This is a genomic window from Photobacterium ganghwense (genome assembly GCF_017329545.1).
Taxonomy (GTDB): Bacteria; Pseudomonadota; Gammaproteobacteria; order Enterobacterales; family Vibrionaceae; genus Photobacterium; species Photobacterium ganghwense.
This window is the reverse complement of record NZ_CP071325.1, coordinates 2242023-2261150: the sequence shown is the minus strand read 5'-3', so window position 1 is coordinate 2261150 and position 19128 is coordinate 2242023. Positions and strand designations below refer to the sequence as shown.

Sequence of the window (19128 nt, the reverse complement as noted above, 5' to 3'; positions counted from 1 at the left end):
GTGGAAAGGAGCCTTCTCGGCTCCTTTTTGTTTTTTGAGCTCTTTTGATATTTTTAATTTGTTGATTTTTTTTGAAATCGTCCCTTCGTTTATCGAGCCGGCCTCAGGGGTTTGATATGCTTTCTGGTTCGTTTAATGAATTGTTTTTTGTCAGTTTTTAGTGCCCCGTTAAAAAAATGAAGCAGTGGGTGGACTATAGTAATAACGAGCCGCAGGTAGTGGCATATAGTCCATTCCAGGTTTGTTGCGGGCTATTCATAACAACAAAAACAACACTGAGGAAATTATGGGACGTGTTCTTTTCGCCACAGCACTTCTCGCGCTAGCGGTACAAGGGTGCAGTGATAAAGATGAAGCCGTGCCGGAGCCGGATTCCCGGCCGGTGAAGCTTCAATCTGTTGCCGTGGGGGAGGCCGAAACCTATCGGACATTCCCGGCAGTGGTTGAAGCCGGTGATAAAGCCGTGTTGACCTTCCGTGTATCGGGTCAGTTGGACAGAGTGAATGTGAATCCGGGTGAGGTGGTCAGGCGGGGTCAGGCGCTGGCGCATCTTAAAACTGACGAACTTGAGCTCCTGGTTGCTCAGGCACAAGCCAATTATCAGCTGGCGCTGGTGCAGTTTCGCCGTGACCGTGAGCTGCTGAAAACCAATGCCGTTTCTGAGCTGGACTATGACCGCTCACAGGCGAACCTGAATCAGGCCAAAGCCGAGCTGGACAAAGCCAGAACTAACCTCAAATACGCCACACTGTCTGCGCCATATGATGGCACGCTGTCGCTCTCGCTGGTGGAAAACTACGAGTATGTTGCGGCGAAGCAACCTGTTATGCACATTCAGAGCGCCGGTCTAATCAATGTCACGTTCCAGTTGCCGGATCAGCTGCTGACCCGTTTTAAATCTCAGGGGGATTTCGATCCCAAGCCGACGGTCAACTTCGATACCATTTCTGATAAACAATTCAGCGCGCATTTTAAAGAGATTGACACAGAGGCAGACGATAACACCTCGAGTTACAAAGTCACCCTCTATATGGAGCGTCCGGAAGGTTATAACCTGCTGCCGGGTATGGCGGGGCATGTCCGGATTGCACTGCCGCGCGGGGCAGCCGGTGCCATCCCGGTACGCGCTATCGTGAAAGAAGGCGATCAGAATTTTGTCTGGAAAGTCGACGCTGACGGTGTCGTCAGCAAAGTGGCCGTGCAGCTGGATGATCACAATCGGGTGATCGGTGGTCTTAATGACGGTGATCAGATCGCGACCTCCGGGGTGGCTGAACTGAAAGACGGTGACAAAGTTCGGGCATGGGTCAAGGAGCGGGGGCTGTGATGATGAAAAAATTGCCATTAGCGATGCTGGCAGCACTGACTCTGGCTGGCTGTGACAAGCCGGAAATTGAACCTCGCACCATCGTGGCGCCGGTCAATGTGACCAAAGTGCAGATTGCCGATGTGACCTCTAAAATGACCTTTCCTGCTGTGGCCGCGGCGGCTGACAAGTCCAGCCTGTCTTTTCGCGTCAACGGCGAAGTGAGCCGGATTCTGGTTCGTGCTGGTGACAGAGTGAAAAAAGGCCAGTTACTGGCGCGCCTGGACCCGACGGATTATCAGCTGGAAGTTGATGATGCCCGGGCTAAATTCAATGTGGCTGACAGCCAGTACCGGCGTTCGGCCAAGCTGGTGAAGCAAGGCTATCTGCCGCAATCTCAGTTCGATGAACTCAAAGCTCAGCGCGATATTGCCAAAGCGCGTCTGGATCTGGCGCGACTGCGCCTGACGTTTACTGAGATGAAAGCCCCGTTTGACGGTGTGATTTCCCGGGTCCCGGTCGAGCAGTTTGAAAACGTGCAGGCGGGGCAGATGATCATGAATCTGCATCTGGCTGACGCGGTCGACATCATTATTCAGGCTCCGGATATGATTTATTCCCAGAGTACTGCAGTAGAGGTACGCGAGACGGCGCCGGGCGTGGAAGTGGTGTTGCAGGACGGCACGTTGTACCGGGCTAAGCTGAAGGAATTTACCACAGAGCCGGACCCGACGCTGGGCTCATTTCTGGTGACACTGACCATGCCGATGCCTTCTGATCGCTTCATTCTTGACGGGATGCCGGTCGAAGTGAAAGCCGATGCCCAGAAGCTGAAAATCTATCGCCAGGGTGAACCTGTGATCCCGATGGAAGCCATTTTTAATGAAGACGGCGATGATCTGGATAAAGCCAACAAATTTGTGTGGGTAGTAAACAGCGATAACACGGTGACGAAACGACAAGTGACAACGGATAAAGTGGTGCCTCAAGGGGTACGTTTGCTCAGCGGCTTAGAAGAAGGTGAAGTCATTGTGGTAGATGGCGTTAATCAATTGCGCGAAGGGCAGGAAGTCCGGATTGTGAACGGGGAGGCGAGCTGATTATGAAGCAGGATATTGCAGCCTATTTTATTCGCAATAAAGTCATCAGTTGGATGATGACGCTGATCTTCCTGATTGGCGGTACGCTGGCATTCTTTGGTTTGGGGCGTCTGGAAGACCCGGCGTTTACCATCAAAGATGCCATGGTGATCACGGCCTATCCGGGCGCGACACCGCTGCAGGTGGAAGAAGAAGTCACCTATCCGTTGGAAAAAGCGATTCAGCAGCTTTCCTACGTGGATGAGGTGAACTCGGTATCCAGCCGCGGACTGTCTCAGATCACCGTGACCATGAAAAATAAATACGGTCCGAACGATCTGCCGCAGATTTGGGATGAGTTGCGCCGTAAGGTGAATGACTTAAAACCATCTCTGCCGCCGGGCGTACATGAACCGCAAGTGATTGATGACTTCGGGGATGTGTACGGCATCCTGCTGGCGATTACCGGCGACGGTTACAGCTACAAAGAGCTGAATGACTACGTTGACTACCTGCGTCGTGAAATCGAACTGGTAGACGGTGTTGGCAAAGTTTCAGTCAGCGGGATTCAGCAAGAGCAGGTATTCATTGAAATCTCTATGCAGCGTTTGAGCGCGCTGGGCATTTCACCGAAAACCATTTACGGCACACTGGAAACCCAGAACTTGGTGACCAGTGCCGGTGCAGTACGAATCGGCAGCGAGTATATCCGTGTTCATCCAACCGGTGAATTCCAGAGTGTGGAAGAGCTGGGGGATCTGATCATCACCGATGGTGGCTCTAAAGGGCTGATTTATCTGCGTGATGTGGCGGAAATCAAGCGTGAGTTCAAGGAAGTACCGGATAACCTGTTGGCCTATAACGGTCAGCAGGCACTGAACGTCGGGATCTCCTTTGTTGACGGTGTCAACGTGGTGGAAGTCGGCTCTCGGGTGCAGCGTCGCTTGCAGGAACTGAGAGAGCAGCAGCCAATCGGCATCAATATCGGTGAGGTTTACAGCCAACCGACCGAAGTGGATAAATCCGTCAGCGGTTTCGTGGTCAGCCTGGGACAGGCCGTCGCGATCGTTATTATCGTCCTGCTGTTCTTCATGGGGCTACGCTCAGGGATTCTGATTGGTCTGATTCTGCTGCTGACCGTGCTGGGCACCTTTGTCTTCATGAAGTGGATGGCCATTGACCTGCAGCGGATTTCGCTCGGGGCACTGGTTATCGCACTCGGGATGCTGGTGGATAACGCCATTGTGGTCGTGGAGGGGATACTGATCGGCATGCAGAAAGGGCGAACCCGCATGCAGGCTGCATCCGACATCGTTACCCAGACCAAGTGGCCGTTGCTGGGGGCAACGGTGATTGCCGTGATGGCGTTTGCGCCAATCGGCCTGTCGCAGGACTCCACCGGTGAATACTGCCGGACACTGTTTACGGTACTGCTGGTATCACTGATGCTGAGCTGGTTTACCGCCATTTCGCTGACTCCGTTCTTTGGTGATCTGTTCTTCAAAAGTGCGAAGACGGGAACCGGCGATGAAGACGTTGATCCATACGCCGGTAAGCTTTTCGTCTGGTACAAGGCGTTTCTTGAATTCTGTATGCGCCGCGCCTGGATGACGGTTATCGCCCTGATCCTGATGTTGGGTGCCAGCCTGTACGGCTTTACCCTGTTGAAACAGTCTTTCTTCCCGGCATCGACCACGCCGATGTTTATGGTGGATGTCTGGATGCCTGAAGGTACTGACATTCGCGCCACCAATGCCAAGCTGGAAGAGCTGGAAGGCATCATCGGTAAAAGCGATAAAGTGGAGTACGTCAGCTCCAGTGCCGGTAAAGGCTCACAGCGTTTCATGCTGACTTACTCGCCGGAGAAAAGCTATTCGTCGTATGGCGAGCTTATCGTGCGGGTGAAGAGTTTCGAAGACGTTGTGCCTGTGCTGTCAGATCTGAGCAAAGTGCTGGATGAGAACCATCCGGAGCTGGAATACAAGCTCAAGCAAATCATGCTTGGCCCATCATCCGGGGCGAAAATTGAAGCTCGTCTGGTTGGTCCGGATCCAACAGTGCTGCGTGGGCTGGCGAAACAAGTCGTCGACATCATGCATGCTGACCCTGGTACTTCGAACATTCGCCACGACTGGCGTGAGCGTAATAAGGTGATTGAGCCTGTGTTCAATGAAAGTCAGGCTCGCCGCTACGGTATCACCAAGAAAGACGTGGATGATCTGCTGCAGATGTCATTCTCTGGTCTGACAGTCGGGATTTACCGTGACGGTACGAATCTGATGCCGATTGTGGCTCGCCTGCCGGAAAATGAGCGGGTTGATGTCAGCACCATTGAAGGCATGAAGATCTGGAGCCCGGTCACGCAGGGGTACATTCCACTGCAGCAGGTGATTAACGGCGTAAATGTTCGTTGGGAAGATCCGCTGATTGCCCGTAAGAACCGTAAGCGCATGATGACGGTGATGGCTGACCCGAACCCGCTGGGTGACGAAACCGCAGCAACGGTTCAGACCCGTATTCAGCCGGCCATTGAGGCGCTGCACTTCCCACCTGGTTACTCGCTGGAGTGGGGCGGGGAGTATGAGTCTTCCGCAGACGCTAAAGCATCGCTGTTCCAGACCATGCCGATGGGCTATCTGGTTATGTTCCTGATCACCATCTTCCTGTTCAACAAGGTTAAGGAAGCGCTGATTGTATGGGCTACCGTACCGCTGGCGGTGATCGGGGTAACTCTTGGTCTGCTGCTACTCAATACCCCGTTTGGCTTTATGGCATTGCTGGGCTTCCTGAGCCTGTCAGGGATGCTGGTGAAAAATGGTATCGTGTTGCTGGATCAAATCGAAATTGAGATCGCCAGTGGTAAAGACAAATATGAAGCGGTGGTGGATGCGGCAGTGAGTCGTGTGCGTCCGGTGTGCATGGCGGCCATTACGACAATCCTCGGGATGCTCCCGCTGTTGCCGGATGTCTTCTTTAAGCCAATGGCCGTCACCATTATGTTTGGTCTGGGCTTTGCAACCGTGCTGACACTGATTGTTGTGCCGGTACTGTACCGCCTGTTCCACCATGTTGCGCTGCCGGGCAGCCATGGTACGGCGCATGACCAGACGGCGACAGCCCACTGATGAAACAACGTTAAAAATGTGACGTTCCGGGCGGGGCGGTGCTGTGGCACTGAGACTCGCCGGAGCAGATACAACAAGGGGACTCAATGAGAGTCCCCTTTTTTATGGCTGTTGCGCAGTTATTTGCGGGTAGTTCTACGTATGGCAAATAACTGTTTTTAGCGTATGCGACCTGAGTCAGGAAGGTGATTAGATCACTTTCCAGTTCAGGGACTCGCCGGCGCGGATTGGCACAACCACATCGTTACCAAATGCCAGCGTTTCAGGCACTGCCCAGTTCTCTTTCACCAGCGTAATGGTGTCGGTATTGCGCGGCAGACCATAAAAATCCGGGCCGTTGAAGCTTGCAAAGGCTTCCAGCTTATCCAGCGCTCCGGCTTGCTCAAACACTTCCGCGTACAGTTCGATGGCTGCGTGAGCCGTGTACGAACCGGCACAGCCACAGGCTGACTCTTTGCGGCCCTGTGCGTGCGGCGCGGAATCTGTCCCCAGGAAGAACTTCTTGCTACCGCTGGTGGCGGCTTCAATCAGTGCCTGTTGATGGGTATTGCGCTTCAGGATTGGCAAGCAGTAGAAGTGTGGACGGATACCACCTACCAGCATGTGGTTACGGTTAAACATCAGGTGGTGCGCGGTGATCGTCGCTGCCACGTTCGGACCAGCCTGATTCACAAAGTCAACCGCATCTTTTGTTGTGATGTGTTCAACCACAATTTTCAGATTCGGCATGTTTTCAACGATAGGGGCCAGCACCGTTTCAAGGAACGTCTTTTCGCGGTCAAAGATGTCAACGTCATGGGTTGTCACCTCACCGTGAATCAGCAGCAGCATGCCGACTTCCTGCATGGCTTCCAGCGTCGGCTGAATTTTCTCGAACGAGGTAACACCGGAATCTGAGTTGGTCGTTGCACCGGCAGGGTAAAGTTTGGCGGCGGGGATATGGCCGGTGGCTTTTGCTTTGCGAATTTCGTCAGGGGTGGTGTTGTCGGTGAGATAAAGTGTCATTAAAGGAGAGAAATGGGCTTGCGGTTTTTCAGCAAGGATACGATCGCGGTAGGCCAGAGCGGCTTCAGTATCGGTGACCGGTGGGATCAGGTTTGGCATGATAATGGCGCGACCCATATATCGACTGATGTCCCGGACTGTGTCTTTCAGAACATCACCATCACGTAAATGCGTGTGCCAGTCATCCGGGCGGGTGATCGTCATTGTCGTCATTTTGCTTCCCTCCAAAAAAAATCGACCGATTCTAAAGCCTACGTAGAGGCTTGTAAAGGCTCTCACCATGATACGCTGTCTGACTGAAGCGAAAAAGAGCAATCGATTACGTGGCACGATATACCTGACTTTGGCTGAAAGTTTGTAGAAAGTTGGGTTAAGGCGGGGCAATATGGGTGAAATCCGGCAAGGCGACCGTTATCGCCGTGCCGGGGTTATTGTTGATTGGGTAAGCCGTGTGTAAAGCGCCCGAAAGAACGTAATACACGAATCAGATCTTCAAAGGGGTCAGAGCGTAAAGCGCTGAACCAGATGGTGCTGCTGATGCGCTAGGCTGTCGAGCTTAGCACTGGCTTCTGCCACTTCTTCCATGGCACCAAAGTTGGAATCTGAAATATGGCTGATTTCCTCCAGGCTGCGGGCAATTGAGGCTGTGGTGCTGCTTTGCTCTGCCGAGGCTTCGGCAATTTGAGTGCTCATCTGGCTGATTTCCAGAATCAGCGCCTGAATGTCTTCCATTGCGCTGTTGGCCTCTGATGCCTGATGAATGCTGTTCTCCATTTCTCCTACACAACTCTGCATCATGGTGACGGCCTGCCCAGAGCGTGATTGCAGCTCTTTTATCATTTGCTCAATTTCTGCGGTTGAATCGGTCGTGCGGCGCGCGAGTACCCGTACTTCATCGGCAACGACCGCAAAGCCCCGACCTTGCTCTCCGGCGCGTGCGGCTTCAATGGCGGCATTGAGTGCCAGCAGATTGGTCTGATCCGCGATGTTGCGGATCACATCCAGAATCTTGCCGATATTGCCACTCATCACTTGCAGATTGGTGACGGCCTGTACGGATTCATCCAGCCGGCGGGAAAGCTGGTGGGCGGTGCTGATGTTGCGGCTCATGACCTCACGCCCGGTGCCTGAGGCGCGCTCAACATCGTTAACCCGTTCCATGGTGTTTTGCGCACTGTGCGAGACATCATTCACAGAGTGCTCCATTTCTGTCATCGCAGTAGCCACTGACGCCGTTTGCTCCCGTTGTGCATGAAGGCGGTTTTTGGCATCGCGCGTGGTGGTCTGATTTTCTTGTGCTACGACAGTCAGTTCGCTGGCCGCCTGACTGAGCTGGCCGAGAATTTCCTGCAGGTTGTCAGCGAGCGTATTGATATATGTGGCCAACCGGCTGAACTCCACGAACTGATTGACGCTACTGCGCTGCGTCATGTCGCCATTGGCCAGTGCTTCCAGGGTTTCTAGGGTTGACTTCAAAGGGTGGCGTACGCTTTGGGCCAGATACCAGCCAATAAATGCGGCAAACAGGGTGGTGCCAATGCCGAGCAGCAGGGCGTGGTTGAAACCCTGGCGGTAGGTGTTACCTGCTTCAGTGATCGCCGCGTCCATTTGGCGGGTTGCCTGTTGGCGGAATCCGTCGAGCAGGGTCGTCGCTGAGTCAATCTCCTGAGCCAGTACCGCAATATTATTGTACAGCCGGTTACGCGCCTGAATGTACTGGGCGTGGGCATCCAGCACCCCGCCACTCTGGCCGATATCCCGCTCATACCGGGCGATCGACTCATCGAAAGCCGATTTCAGATCTGGCATCAGCGCGGTGAGGGAACGGTAAGCATTACTGAGGTGATTGACGTTTCGCTTGTTACTTTTGATGGCTTGCTCAATCACCGCAATGTCTTCTGAAGCCAGCGCATCTGAGGTAATGGTTTCGGTCTGCTGTAACTTCATGAAGTAGTTCTTGGCGATCATCTTGACTGAAATACTGTCCTGATCATCGACATAGTCTTTCATTTTGCTGTTTAAGCGGGCATGGAGCTGCTGGAAGTTCCGGCTCGCTTGCTGCCGCTCCGATTGCGCCAGCAGTTGGGCTCGGTAATTGGTCATTGCCGTCTGGGCTTCCTGAAAATACCGCTCTTCCAGAGCCAGTAGTGCGGAAAGCTGATCATTTAAGGCCGGGGTGTTACGACTCTGTTCTACCAGTTGATTCAGTGCAGTCAGGAACTGCTCATGTGATTGACTGAACTGGCTGTCGTAGTGCGCCAGACGTTCAGGCTCCTGGCTGGTGAGAAAGTCTTTGAAAACTTTATCAGCAGCCAGCAGGCGGACACTGGTCTGGTTGGATAGGGAGACCAGCGGGAGCGCGTCGGTGGTGACTGTCTGCAGTTGCTGGTGAATGCGGCTGGTGCCGTTGAGTAACATCATCATGGTCGCGACGAACAGCAATACCATGATGGCAAAACCGGTGTACATACGTCGTATCACGGAGGTTTGTTTCATTGTTTTCATATTGTCCCTAAATACAAACCGGCAAGGTAACCTTTGTCTTGCCATATCCAGTCAGGACGATGCTGTTGTGATTATTTTGTGCATCGCCATAGTCAAATTTTAACCGAAAAAATAAGTGTCAAAAATTTGGCCAAAAGTAAGCCGGAACATCCTGTTTTTTGTCTATTTTATTCAGGCTTAGGGATAAATAGTAGCGGATTTCAGGGGGTGCATTCTTTGACCGATACTTCAAAAAAACACTTATTTCGCAAAAGAATTACTGGAAAAAGAGTTTTAAACAGTGTTCAATATTGCCCTGCTGTCTTTTGTCGAGCATACTGCAATGTACTGTCACAAAATCAGAAATGGAGTATGGCATGGCTGAAGAAACCATTTTCAGTAAGATTATTCGCAAAGAAATTCCGGCAGATGTAGTGTACCAGGACGATCTGGTTACGGCGTTTCGTGATATTAACCCACGAGCGCCAAGTCACATCCTGATTATTCCAAACAAGCTGCTGCCGACCGTGAATGATGTGGAAGCTGAAGATGAGCTGATGATGGGACGTCTGTTTACTGTTGCGCGTAAACTTGCTGAGCAAGAAGGTATTGCAGAAGACGGTTACCGTCTGATTGTGAACTGCAACCCGCACGGTGGCCAGGAAGTTTACCATGTGCATATGCACCTGCTGGGTGGCCGTCCGATGGGCCCGATGCTAGCAGGCTAATGAACGCTTGTCCTGACTGACAGGGTGAACGAAAGAGATATTGTAAAGTCTGAGTGGCAGAGGCTACCGATTGGGTAGTGATGGAACTCAGACTTTTTCTTAGGGTAAGGCGTAATGATAAAACATGCCGTCGCAGCAGTGCTGTCTATAGGCTTGACGGCCTGTGCAAATTTATCGACACATAATTTATTCAGTCACTACAGTGCTGCCAACAGTGACGCGCGCCAGGCTGTACAGGCGGGGCGTTATCAGCAGGCACTGGAGAAACTACCGGAAGCCCCTGCGGGTGAAATCCTTGATGGGATGGAGCGCGGCCGGATTGGCTTTCTGGCTGGCAGCTATCCCCAGAGCTTCTCGGCACTTAAAGTGGCAGATCAAGCCGTGGAAGCGCAACAGCAGCAAGCGGTGATTCAGGTGTCGGAAGGGCTGAATCAGGCCGGTGCCCTGTTGACCAATGACAACATGATCACCTACAAACCCGCCGATTATGAGCTGGGTTTTCTTCATCTTTACCTGGCTTTGAGTTATATCCAGCAGCGCGATCTCAATGGTGCGCTGGTCGAAGTGCGCCGTGCCAATATGGTTCAGGAATCTGCCCGCAAACAGCGTGAAGCAGAGCTGGAAAGCGCAGCATCGGCCGCCCGTAAAGAGGGGCTGGACAAGCAAAACCTCGGTGCGGTTCTGGCACGTTATCCGGACGTGGGTGATGCGATCGGTAATGTGCAGAATGGATACCTGTTCTACCTGTCTGGTGTGCTGTATGAGGCGGAGGGCGATCTCAACAACGCCTACATCGATTACAAGCGGGCACTGGCGGTGGTCCCGGACAATCGCTATGTCGCACACACTGTGCTGCGTCTTGCCACCCGGCTTTCCATGATTGATGACCGCCGCAGCCTGGAAGCTCGTTATGGCCGTTACCAGCCTTCCGCCAAAGGCAGCGGCAGGGTGGTGGTATTTGACGAGCAGGGTGTGGTTGCGGCACGTGACGGATGGCGTCTGCCACTCTGGTTGCGTGATAGCCGGGGGCAGAGTGCCATTTATAACCTCGCACTGCCGTACTACCGCAGTAATGCCTCACCGGTGCTGTCGCCACTGATGCTCAACAATCGGCCGGTCTCAGGCAGTACGCTGACGGACGTCAACCGGATGGCGAAATACAACCTGCAGGAGCAGCTCCCGGTCATGGTGGTGCGTCAGGCATTGCGTGTTGTTGCCAAAAATGAAGTGCGTAAGGTATCGGCGCAATCAGGTGATGATGTCGGTAACTTGTTAGCCAATATTTTCAATACCCTGACAGAACAGCCGGACACCCGGAGCTGGCAAAGCCTGCCTGCCAGTGTGTCGGTTGCTCAGCAGGATTTACCGGCAGGCGATTATACGCTGGCCTGGAACGGGCAGCAGATTGATGTTGGAGTGAAACCGGGAAGGACAACCATGGTTTGGGTATCACGGCAAGGGAATACACTGACAGGCTGGTCAGTCTTACTAGGAGAGAGCTAATGCGTTTACTCATGATATTGGGCCTTGTACTGGGGCTGACGGCTTGTTCCTCAACAACGTCAGGGATCAGCATAGAAAGCAGCAATCAGAATGTGGTGATCGGTAACACGGATCTGGCGCGTCGGCTGACTATCGAGCAGGCACAGGTAGGAAAGGTCAACGGCCTGCTAAAAGCCGGAGTACCGATTGTCAGTAATGTCGATTCTGATTTGAGCCTGCAGTACCGTTTCTACTGGTATGACGCGCAGGGTCTGGAAGTGAACGGCAGTGACAGCCCGTGGCGGCATGTCATTTTGCATGGCCGTGATTCGATGACATTGCAAGCGGTTGCCAGAAGCGCACAAATCACTCAGTACCGTATTTATATCCGACAAGCGGATTAACATTTTTCACTGATTTGGGAATGGCGGCCATTGAGGCCTGAGCCGGACAATTTGAAAGGTAAGACAATGAAAAAAAGCGTAATCGCTCTAATGGGTGTGGCAGCTCTGATGGGAGGCTGTGCCCAGAAAGTTAACTACGGGGATGCTCAGTCGGTTGAAACTACTACAGTCGAATTTGGCTCGACGGATCTGCAGAAAATTGCCGAGCAGATGACTGACAGCATGCTGTCGTCCGGCTCTGTGGGTTATATCACCGGCAATGGTCAGCGCCCGATCATCATGGTTGAAAGCATCAAGAACAAGACCAGCGAGCACATTGATACCGAATCTATCACTGACTCAGTCAGCACGCGTTTGCTGAACTCGGGCAAGTTCCGTTTTGTGGACATGGCCCGTGTAGAAGCGGCTCGCAAACAGCTTAACTTCCAGAACAATGATGAACTGGTAAACCAGAGCACTGCGATTCAGTTCGGCAAGATGGTCGGCGCGCAATACATGCTGTACGGTAACCTGTCGAGCATCGTGAAAAATGCTGGCAGCGACAAAGACGTGTATTACAAGATGACAATGCGTCTCATGGATCTGCAAAGCGGCTTGATTGAATGGGCTGATGAGAGCGAGATCCGCAAGCAACAGTCGAAGAGTCTGTTTGGCTGGTAAAATCAGCCTTGGACGGTGCCATGACCATTGAGCAGATTGCCCATCTGCTTAACCAGCAATTACCCGACTATCAACTGGTCAGTGCAACGCCGCTGACCGGTGGATTGAGCAATCGTTGCTGGAAAGTCACCCTCAGGCACCGTCAGTCCCACTACCTCACGCCGCTGGTCTGGCGGCCAACGTCTGCCGCGACAAATGCCTTTGGTCTGTCGCGAGAGCACGAGTACCGTCTTCTCCATGCTTTAGGGCGTTCGGAAAATCTGAAAACCGGGCAGGCATTGTCGTCAGATTCGCGCGATGTGTTGTCAGGAAAGGCGATTGCGCCCGCCGCATTTGCCTTGTTGCCCGAGGGGCTGCTGGTGGAGTGGGTGGAAGGGCAACTGGCCGCTGAGAACTTGCCGCTGGCGGCTCTGGCCGCAATACAGGCGCACATCCATCAATTACAAGTACCAGACTGGCGACTGGATTGCCCGGAGCGGGCCAGGCACTACTGGCACCATATCCCGTCTGAAGCCAAATCACCTGCACTGCGTGCGATTCACCATCATTTCCAGACCCACCCTCCGATTCAGTGGTTTGCGGACGTTTGCTGCCACCATGATTTGGGTTGGTATAATATTATAATTTCAGGTACCAGCGAAACGGGCGGCTTAGCCGACGCGCGTGTGATTGACTGGGAATATGCGGCTGCGGGTGATCCGTCTCTGGATCTGGCGCTGACGATTAGCGCCAACGGACTTGAGCTGCAAAGTGCCGTCCATGCCTATTGTCAGGCCCGGGCACTGAGCCGGACTGAAGAAACACGCTGGCTTCAGGCGGTACACGCCTGGTTGCCGTGGTGCCAGTATCTGGCATTACTCTGGTTCCGGGTGGCAGAAGCACTCTGGCAGGAGCCTGAATACGGCAAGGAAGCAGACAAGCTGATGGCAGTGCTGACGCCTGTTGTCTCTCGTCACCCGGATTAACAGGCATCGCCAATTACGGCTTAGCGAACTTGCTTTGATGATCAAACCGTGCGCATAGCGTGCTCATTCAATGATGACAGCAAGCGGCCAGGAACACGGCGATGTGACGCGATCGATCGCAGTGAATGACACGTAATGGTCATAGAGTGAAGTGGTCATAAGTTATGTGGTCATAGATGACAAGCAGGGGCGGGCATGGCGAGACAACGACACAATAACAGCCGGTTTAGCATATTACTGTTGCTGTTGGTGATTATCCTGGCTGGATGTACCACCCGGCTTGCGTATAACAACCTTGACTGGTGGCTGGTTAATCGGGTATCTGACTATGTCACGCTTACCCGCCAGCAGCAGCTCCAGCTGGATACCGATCTGGAACGTGCCCTCGAACGCCACCGTCGTCAGGAACTCCCCAAAATTCACCGTGCCATTGATGCCTTGCAGGCTGATCTCAAATCCCCCGTGACCTTTGCTCAGATGCAGCACTACTACACACTGTTTACCGGATTGAGTCAGGACTCGGCACAAGTGCTGGCCACGCCGCTGGCTGCAATGCTCTCTCAGCTTGATGAAAGCCAAATCGCCCAGATAGAAATCAATCTCAGGAAAAAATTCCAGCAGGCGGATCGGGAGCGGGAAGGCAAGAGCCGAGCGCAAAAAATTGCCAAGCGCACGGAACGATTGGCGGACTTTACGGATAACTGGATTGGCTCTGTGTCTTCGAGTCAGAAAACCTTGCTCGCAGAGTTGGCAGGTTATCAAATCGAGATGGAACCGGTTTTTATTGCTATGCGTGATGACTACTTCAAGCGCTGGCAGCAGTTGATGACAGAGCGCAAACAGGCTGGCTTCAACCGAAAGCTGGCCGGGTATCTGCGAGATGCCACCGCGCTCAATACCACTACCTATCGTGGCGAGATGGATTTGTACCTCAAGCGGCGGTTTGAATTGCTGCGGCGTTTGCAGCACACGCTATCTGGGAAACAAAATGCGTTTCTGAATGATAAGTTGGTCGACTTACGAAAAGATATTGCGGTGCTTATTCATCAGTAGCCGGAAAATTGCAAAGTGAGTCATATTTTTCCCCTTTTAATGCCGGGAAAACCTGTTAGATTAAATTCAAAACCATAACGTCGAGCATGTAATACGACAGGGAGAAGCGATGATCATCTATCTGCACGGTTATGATTCCACCAGCCCCGGAAATCATGAAAAGGTTTTACAGCTTCAATTCATTGACCCTGATGTCCGTTTCGTGAGTTACAGCACCCAGCATCCCAAGCATGATATGCAGCATCTGATTAAAGAAGTCCAGAAGCTCAAAGAGCAGTCAGATGATGAGTACCCGTTGATCTGCGGCGTGGGTCTCGGCGGTTACTGGTCAGAACGTATCGGTTTTCTTTGCGGTATTAAGCAGGTGATTTTTAACCCGAATTTGTATCCAGAACGAACAATGGAGGGAAGAATTAACCGCCCTGAAGAATATGCTGATATTGCGACAAAATGTGTTACAGATTTTCGGAAAAAAAATGCCGGGAATTGTCTCTGCATACTTTCAACTCAAGATGAAGTATTAGATAATCGCCACACAAAAGATGTGTTAGGTGATTACTACGAAATCATCTGGGATGATCAGGAAACCCATAAGTTCAAGAAAATCTCCCAACATCTACAAACAATAAAAACATTCAAAGATACGCATTAACCTCCTACCTTCATGCAGGCGGCGTGGTCCGTCTGCAAATATCAATAGCACAACGTCTTGTGTTGCACCTTGTTGAATAATGGCGTTTTTCTTCTTGGTGGTGAAAGTACTGTCCGGCAAGGCCGTGTTCTATTGATATTTATCAGCTAGCCAGCGCATTAGCATCTCTCTTTAAGGATGAAATGTGATGTTAAGGCGCTGAACCATAATTTTTACAAGTTAAGAGGAAGTTATTGTGACGCGAATTATCGTAGTTGGCGGTGGTGCCGGTGGCCTGGAGTTAGCAACCAAGCTAGGCCGTACGCTCGGACGTAAGGGCCGTGCGCAGGTCACCTTAGTCGACCGTAAAGCCAGCCACCTGTGGAAACCTTTGTTGCACGAAGTGGCGACTGGCTCGATGGACGCCGGGGTCGATGCCCTGAGCTACCGTGCTCATGCTAAAAACCACAGCTTTGATTTCCAGATGGGCAGCCTGCAGGATATCGATCGCGAGCGTAAAGTGGTCAAGCTGGAAGCACTATATGATGAGCACGATGAACTGCTGATGCCGGAACGTGAGCTGGAATACGACATTCTGGTGCTGGCGATTGGCTCGACGTCCAATGACTTCAATACCCCAGGTGTGCGTGAACACTGTATCTTCCTGGACAGCCCGGAGCAGGCACATCGTTTCCGTACGGAAATGAACAACCAGTTCCTGAAACTGCATGCCAATAAAGACCAGAAATCTGTTGATATTGCTATTGTCGGGGCGGGTGCAACCGGTGTTGAGCTGTCTGCAGAGCTGCACAATGCAGTGAAAGAGCTGCGTAACTACGGCTTTGGGGATCTGGACAGCTCTCGTCTGAACGTTAACCTGGTCGAAGCGGGTGAGCGTATTCTGCCTGCACTGCCACCTCGCATTTCTGCAGCGGCGCACAGTGAACTGACTAAGTTGGGTGTGAATGTACGTACTGCCACTATGGTGACGAAAGCAGACAGTACCGGCCTGACCACCAAGAACGGCGAGCACATTCCTGCTCAAATCATGGTATGGGCTGCCGGTATTAAGGCGCCGGATTTCATGAAAGATATTGCCGGTCTGGAAACAAACCGCATTAATCAGCTGGTAGTGAAACCAACATTGCAAACTACCCGTGATGAAGATATTTACGTGATCGGTGACCTGGCTTCTTGTGCGCAGGAAGACGGCAGCTTTGTACCGCCGCGTGCTCAGGCTGCTCACCAGATGGCAAGCCGTTGTTTCTCGAACATCGTGGCGAAAATTACTAACCGCGATCAGAAGCCTTATGTGTATAGCGATCATGGCTCGCTGGTCTCACTGAGTCGTTTCTCGACGGTTGGTAGCCTGATGGGTAACCTGACCAAAGGTTCGATGATGGTCGAGGGGCGTATCGCTCGTGTCGTGTATATTTCGCTGTACCGCATGCACCAAATCGCGCTGCATGGCGTGATTAAAACGGGTCTGATGATGCTGGTTGGCCGCATCAACCGTGTGCTGCGTCCGAACCTGAAACTGCACTGATCGAAACTGTGCAGAGCGTAAGGTATTGAGCGATACGTACTGATCTTAGCATTTTCAGTGGTGGAGTAGCCGGTTAGCGACAATGCTGAACTCGCGACACGTGGCACCCCGACAAGCTTTGCAAAAACGACTAAGCCAAAATAAAAACCGCCGTCTGGTACAGAACGGCGGTTTTTTTATGTCGGAAGCAGAATAGCCTAAAGTCAGCAGAAACCTGCTGGATTAGCGCGCAGGTTGGCAAAAAGAGGCAAATAGCGTTCCTTGACTGGTTCAGATATCAGTTAATTTTGAACAGCTCGACATCAAAAATAAGCACAGAGCCTGCCGGAATTTTACCAATGGCACGGTTGCCGTAAGCCAGATCCGCCGGAATAAAGAAGCGGGCTTTCTCTCCTTCAACCATCAGTTGCAGGCCTTCTGTCCAGCCTTTAATCACTTGGTTCAGACCGAACTGAATGGTTTCGCCGCGCTCTACCGAGCTGTCGAATACAGTGCCGTCAATCAGCGTACCGTGGTAGTGCACAGTCACTTTATCGGTGGCTTTCGGGTGAACAGTGCCTGTGCCTTCTTTAAGTACCAGGTACTGCAACCCGGAATCTGTGGTTTTCACCCCTTCTTTGGTTTGGTTTTCGGCCAGGAAGGCTTCCCCGATCGTGACGTTCTCTGCTGCGGCTTGTTTGTTGCTGTAGGTGCGCTGCATAAAGAAAATGACCAGGCCGATAATGGCAATAGTAATGATAATTTTAAACACGTTACGTCCTCAATCGCTGCCTGAAAGTGCAGGCGTTGTGTCTGAAAAAGCCATAAAAAGGCATAGTAACAAAGCGTTGTAACCCGGAAAAGCCTGATATTAAAGCGTGTGAATCTGCCCAAGTCCTTCTTTGAGGCAGGCAGAGGCCTCACGATGTCAGACAGAGCAGTACAAACGAGATAGTTGGCTTACCGGTGTGGTTACTGCACGGTTTATGGCTGCGAAACTTTTAGTGCCGAAGGAATCTTGGCCGACGCTAAATCAGATGGGATCAGCGAAAATAAAATTCCGTCGATGGGTTGAGTATGCATCATAATTCTGTTTCTGGCCGTACATTCGAATTTGGCATGGCAGGCTAGTGCCGTCCGCTGACTGGCCAGGTTACCGGTATGGGTCACGATTTCCAGCCGGGTGAGTCCCAGTTGTTCAAAAGCAAAACGGGAGACGACCAGGCAGGCTTCAGTGGCGATGCCCTGACGTTGAGTCTGACTGCGTATCCAGTAACCCAGCTCAGCAGAATTTACCAGGCTGGACAGGTTATTGAGAGAAACGCTGCCGCAAAAGGCGTCGTTGTGCCGGGAAAAAACCGCAAACTCATAGCTGACATCATAGAGCCAGTTTTGGGCGCTGGCATGAATCCAGCTGTGAGCATCGTGCTGGTTGTAATCCGGCGTGCACCAAGTCAGCCAGGGGCTAAGGCTGGCGGTAGACTCGCGAACCGCATCGACCAAATCCAGCAGATCCGCATTTTTATAGGGACGCAGGTACAGGCGAGGCGTAGTAAGCGCAAAATCTGATTTCATCTGTTCTCCTGTCGTCCGTTGTGATCACTTATAGCAAAGTTACCTCAAGTTGATGTACTCAGCGAGTTTTTCTTTTTTTGCTAAGTGCTTAGGGGAATTTTCCGGCCAAAGGGGGAGGCGATCACGTGCCAAAAGAAAGCGTTGAAAAGGAGCGCTGGCGGGTGGATAAAATAACGTGGCTGGAAAGAAAAAGGCTGCCAATGGGCAGCCTCAAATAGTGTATAGAGGTGATGCTAATTTCATTAGCAAAAGCCCGTATCCCTAAAGACTTCGTACCTGAATCAGCAGCCCCATGAGCGGGTGGTCGATGTAGTGCACCTCGTTATTGCTCAGCTTGCGAGTCTGCTCCAGACGGTAAGCCTTCAAAAATTCATCCACCTGTACCTGTTTTTTCACTTCCTGAAGATGGCCAAATTGCACCGTGCTTTCTTCCTGTCCGGAATCTTGGTGGTTATCCTCTTCGATGGCTGTCTCATGCTCATCATCCGCAATGTCCGTCCCAATGACCCTTTCCCGGCGGTGTGGTTCGCGCAGGTCGAACGTAGTATCCACCAATGGGGTCGTTTGGACATACAGGCGAATCATCCCGTCCAGCTCGAAGAGAGCATCTTTAGGAGCAGTCGTAGCGTCAGGGTTATCCGTTGTCACGTCCATACCGGACTGTTGTACCGGGGCACCGTTTTTCAAAAAGCGGCCGGTATAATCCTGTCCGCCGGTAATACGGATCTGAGGGGACACATCCCGATCCAGGCTATTCTGGCGCCAGCCGATATGCGCCAGAGGCGTGAAACCAGCGTGGTTTTTCAGGGCTTCGTACTGTGTGTTTAGCTGAAATTGTTCGGCAGGCATCAGGTTTATCCCTCTGGCCTGAAGCTGTGCCGTGGTATTTTCGCTGCCGATGTCCTCGTTGGCGCTGGCCGTCGTCACACGGATAGCATCATCCAGGTTGAGGGGAGGTAGCTGATTCGGCCACGATTCCCCGACTTTTTCCGGCGCAATATTGCGTTTAAAGACAATAACTTCCACATCAAATTGTTGTGCCAGGCTCGACCCGCTCAGCACAACCAACAAAAAAAAGAACAAGTTTTTCAAGTGATTACTCCGCA

At 52.1% G+C, this 19128-nt stretch carries 16 protein-coding genes; 11 read left to right on the top strand and 5 right to left on the bottom strand.

The window, feature by feature from the left end:
* The first annotated feature begins 286 nt into the window (after positions 1 to 286).
* The 3 genes from FH974_RS10255 to FH974_RS10245 are packed head-to-tail and all read left to right on the top strand — an operon-like array spanning position 287 to position 5510.
* Positions 287 to 1327: an efflux RND transporter periplasmic adaptor subunit gene (locus FH974_RS10255; RefSeq protein WP_047884099.1), complete on the top strand. Its 1041-nt coding sequence runs from the start codon at positions 287 to 289 to the stop codon at positions 1325 to 1327.
* A 2-nt stretch (positions 1328 to 1329) separates the two neighbouring features.
* Entirely contained in the window at positions 1330 to 2406 is a 1077-nt protein-coding gene (locus tag FH974_RS10250) for an efflux RND transporter periplasmic adaptor subunit (protein ID WP_047884221.1), read from the top strand.
* 2 nt (positions 2407 to 2408) lie between these two features.
* Entirely contained in the window at positions 2409 to 5510 is a 3102-nt protein-coding gene (locus FH974_RS10245; protein WP_047884100.1) for an efflux RND transporter permease subunit, read from the top strand.
* A gap of 189 nt (positions 5511 to 5699) precedes the next feature.
* On the opposite strand, the gene pyrC is transcribed toward FH974_RS10245, so the two are convergent.
* Together pyrC and FH974_RS10235 are read right to left on the bottom strand one after the other, a co-directional pair.
* Positions 5700 to 6728, bottom strand: a complete 1029-nt coding sequence (gene pyrC, locus FH974_RS10240) for a dihydroorotase (protein ID WP_207103259.1) — start codon at positions 6726 to 6728, stop codon at positions 5700 to 5702.
* A gap of 288 nt (positions 6729 to 7016) precedes the next feature.
* Entirely contained in the window at positions 7017 to 9020 is a 2004-nt protein-coding gene (locus tag FH974_RS10235) for a methyl-accepting chemotaxis protein (protein WP_047884102.1), read from the bottom strand.
* 356 nt (positions 9021 to 9376) lie between these two features.
* On the opposite strand from FH974_RS10235, the gene hinT reads away from it, so the two are divergent.
* The 8 genes from hinT to FH974_RS10195 all read left to right on the top strand — a co-directional run bounded on the left by hinT (position 9377) and on the right by FH974_RS10195 (position 16468).
* Complete coding sequence (hinT, locus tag FH974_RS10230; RefSeq protein WP_047884103.1) at positions 9377 to 9727, top strand: purine nucleoside phosphoramidase; 351 nt, start codon at positions 9377 to 9379, stop codon at positions 9725 to 9727.
* Positions 9728 to 9841: 114 nt separating this feature from the next.
* The gene (locus tag FH974_RS10225) at positions 9842 to 11230 is read left to right on the top strand and encodes a COG3014 family protein (protein WP_207103258.1); all 1389 of its coding nucleotides are present in this window, start codon (positions 9842 to 9844) and stop codon (positions 11228 to 11230) included.
* Positions 11230 to 11613, top strand: coding sequence for a YcfL family putative periplasmic lipoprotein (locus FH974_RS10220; RefSeq protein WP_047884105.1), 384 nt, complete (start codon positions 11230 to 11232; stop codon positions 11611 to 11613). The genes FH974_RS10225 and FH974_RS10220 overlap by 1 nt, the downstream gene beginning before the upstream one ends.
* A 66-nt stretch (positions 11614 to 11679) precedes the next feature.
* A complete protein-coding gene (lpoB, locus tag FH974_RS10215; protein ID WP_047884106.1) occupies positions 11680 to 12273 on the top strand; it encodes a penicillin-binding protein activator LpoB in 594 nt (197 codons plus the stop codon).
* Between the two features lie 20 nt (positions 12274 to 12293).
* Positions 12294 to 13238, top strand: coding sequence for a phosphotransferase (locus FH974_RS10210; protein WP_047884107.1), 945 nt, complete (start codon positions 12294 to 12296; stop codon positions 13236 to 13238).
* Between the two features lie 195 nt (positions 13239 to 13433).
* Entirely contained in the window at positions 13434 to 14291 is an 858-nt protein-coding gene (locus FH974_RS10205) for a DUF6279 family lipoprotein (RefSeq protein ID WP_047884108.1), read from the top strand.
* Positions 14292 to 14400: 109 nt separating this feature from the next.
* Positions 14401 to 14943, top strand: a complete 543-nt coding sequence (ycfP, locus tag FH974_RS10200) for an alpha/beta hydrolase YcfP (protein ID WP_047884109.1) — start codon at positions 14401 to 14403, stop codon at positions 14941 to 14943.
* Positions 14944 to 15178: 235 nt separating this feature from the next.
* On the top strand, positions 15179 to 16468 hold the full coding sequence (locus tag FH974_RS10195) for an NAD(P)/FAD-dependent oxidoreductase (protein ID WP_047884110.1): 1290 nt from the start codon (positions 15179 to 15181) through the stop codon (positions 16466 to 16468).
* Between the two features lie 277 nt (positions 16469 to 16745).
* On the opposite strand, the gene bamJ is transcribed toward FH974_RS10195, so the two are convergent.
* The 3 genes from bamJ to FH974_RS10180 form a co-directional block, all read right to left on the bottom strand.
* A complete protein-coding gene (gene bamJ, locus FH974_RS10190; RefSeq protein ID WP_047884111.1) occupies positions 16746 to 17219 on the bottom strand; it encodes a BamJ family beta-barrel-assembly machinery protein in 474 nt (157 codons plus the stop codon).
* Positions 17220 to 17431: 212 nt separating this feature from the next.
* The gene (locus FH974_RS10185; RefSeq protein WP_047884112.1) at positions 17432 to 18022 is read right to left on the bottom strand and encodes a GNAT family N-acetyltransferase; all 591 of its coding nucleotides are present in this window, start codon (positions 18020 to 18022) and stop codon (positions 17432 to 17434) included.
* Positions 18023 to 18283: 261 nt separating this feature from the next.
* Positions 18284 to 19114, bottom strand: coding sequence for a peptidoglycan binding protein CsiV (locus tag FH974_RS10180; protein ID WP_207103257.1), 831 nt, complete (start codon positions 19112 to 19114; stop codon positions 18284 to 18286).
* Between the last annotated feature and the right edge of the window lie 14 nt (positions 19115 to 19128).

What these genes read in the sequence shown, in the direction of transcription:
- FH974_RS10235 (WP_047884102.1), bottom strand. Translation starts at nt 9,020, where the DNA reads ATGAAAACAATGAAACAAACCTCCGTGATACGACGTATGTACACCGGT.
- ycfP (WP_047884109.1), top strand. Translation starts at nt 14,401, where the DNA reads ATGATCATCTATCTGCACGGTTATGATTCCACCAGCCCCGGAAATCAT.
- lpoB (WP_047884106.1), top strand. Translation starts at nt 11,680, where the DNA reads ATGAAAAAAAGCGTAATCGCTCTAATGGGTGTGGCAGCTCTGATGGGA.
- FH974_RS10220 (WP_047884105.1), top strand. Translation starts at nt 11,230, where the DNA reads ATGCGTTTACTCATGATATTGGGCCTTGTACTGGGGCTGACGGCTTGT.
- FH974_RS10225 (WP_207103258.1), top strand. Translation starts at nt 9,842, where the DNA reads ATGATAAAACATGCCGTCGCAGCAGTGCTGTCTATAGGCTTGACGGCC.
- FH974_RS10250 (WP_047884221.1), top strand. Translation starts at nt 1,330, where the DNA reads ATGAAAAAATTGCCATTAGCGATGCTGGCAGCACTGACTCTGGCTGGC.
- FH974_RS10210 (WP_047884107.1), top strand. Translation starts at nt 12,294, where the DNA reads ATGACCATTGAGCAGATTGCCCATCTGCTTAACCAGCAATTACCCGAC.
- FH974_RS10245 (WP_047884100.1), top strand. Translation starts at nt 2,409, where the DNA reads ATGAAGCAGGATATTGCAGCCTATTTTATTCGCAATAAAGTCATCAGT.
- FH974_RS10205 (WP_047884108.1), top strand. Translation starts at nt 13,434, where the DNA reads ATGGCGAGACAACGACACAATAACAGCCGGTTTAGCATATTACTGTTG.
- pyrC (WP_207103259.1), bottom strand. Translation starts at nt 6,728, where the DNA reads ATGACGACAATGACGATCACCCGCCCGGATGACTGGCACACGCATTTA.
- hinT (WP_047884103.1), top strand. Translation starts at nt 9,377, where the DNA reads ATGGCTGAAGAAACCATTTTCAGTAAGATTATTCGCAAAGAAATTCCG.
- FH974_RS10255 (WP_047884099.1), top strand. Translation starts at nt 287, where the DNA reads ATGGGACGTGTTCTTTTCGCCACAGCACTTCTCGCGCTAGCGGTACAA.
- FH974_RS10185 (WP_047884112.1), bottom strand. Translation starts at nt 18,022, where the DNA reads ATGAAATCAGATTTTGCGCTTACTACGCCTCGCCTGTACCTGCGTCCC.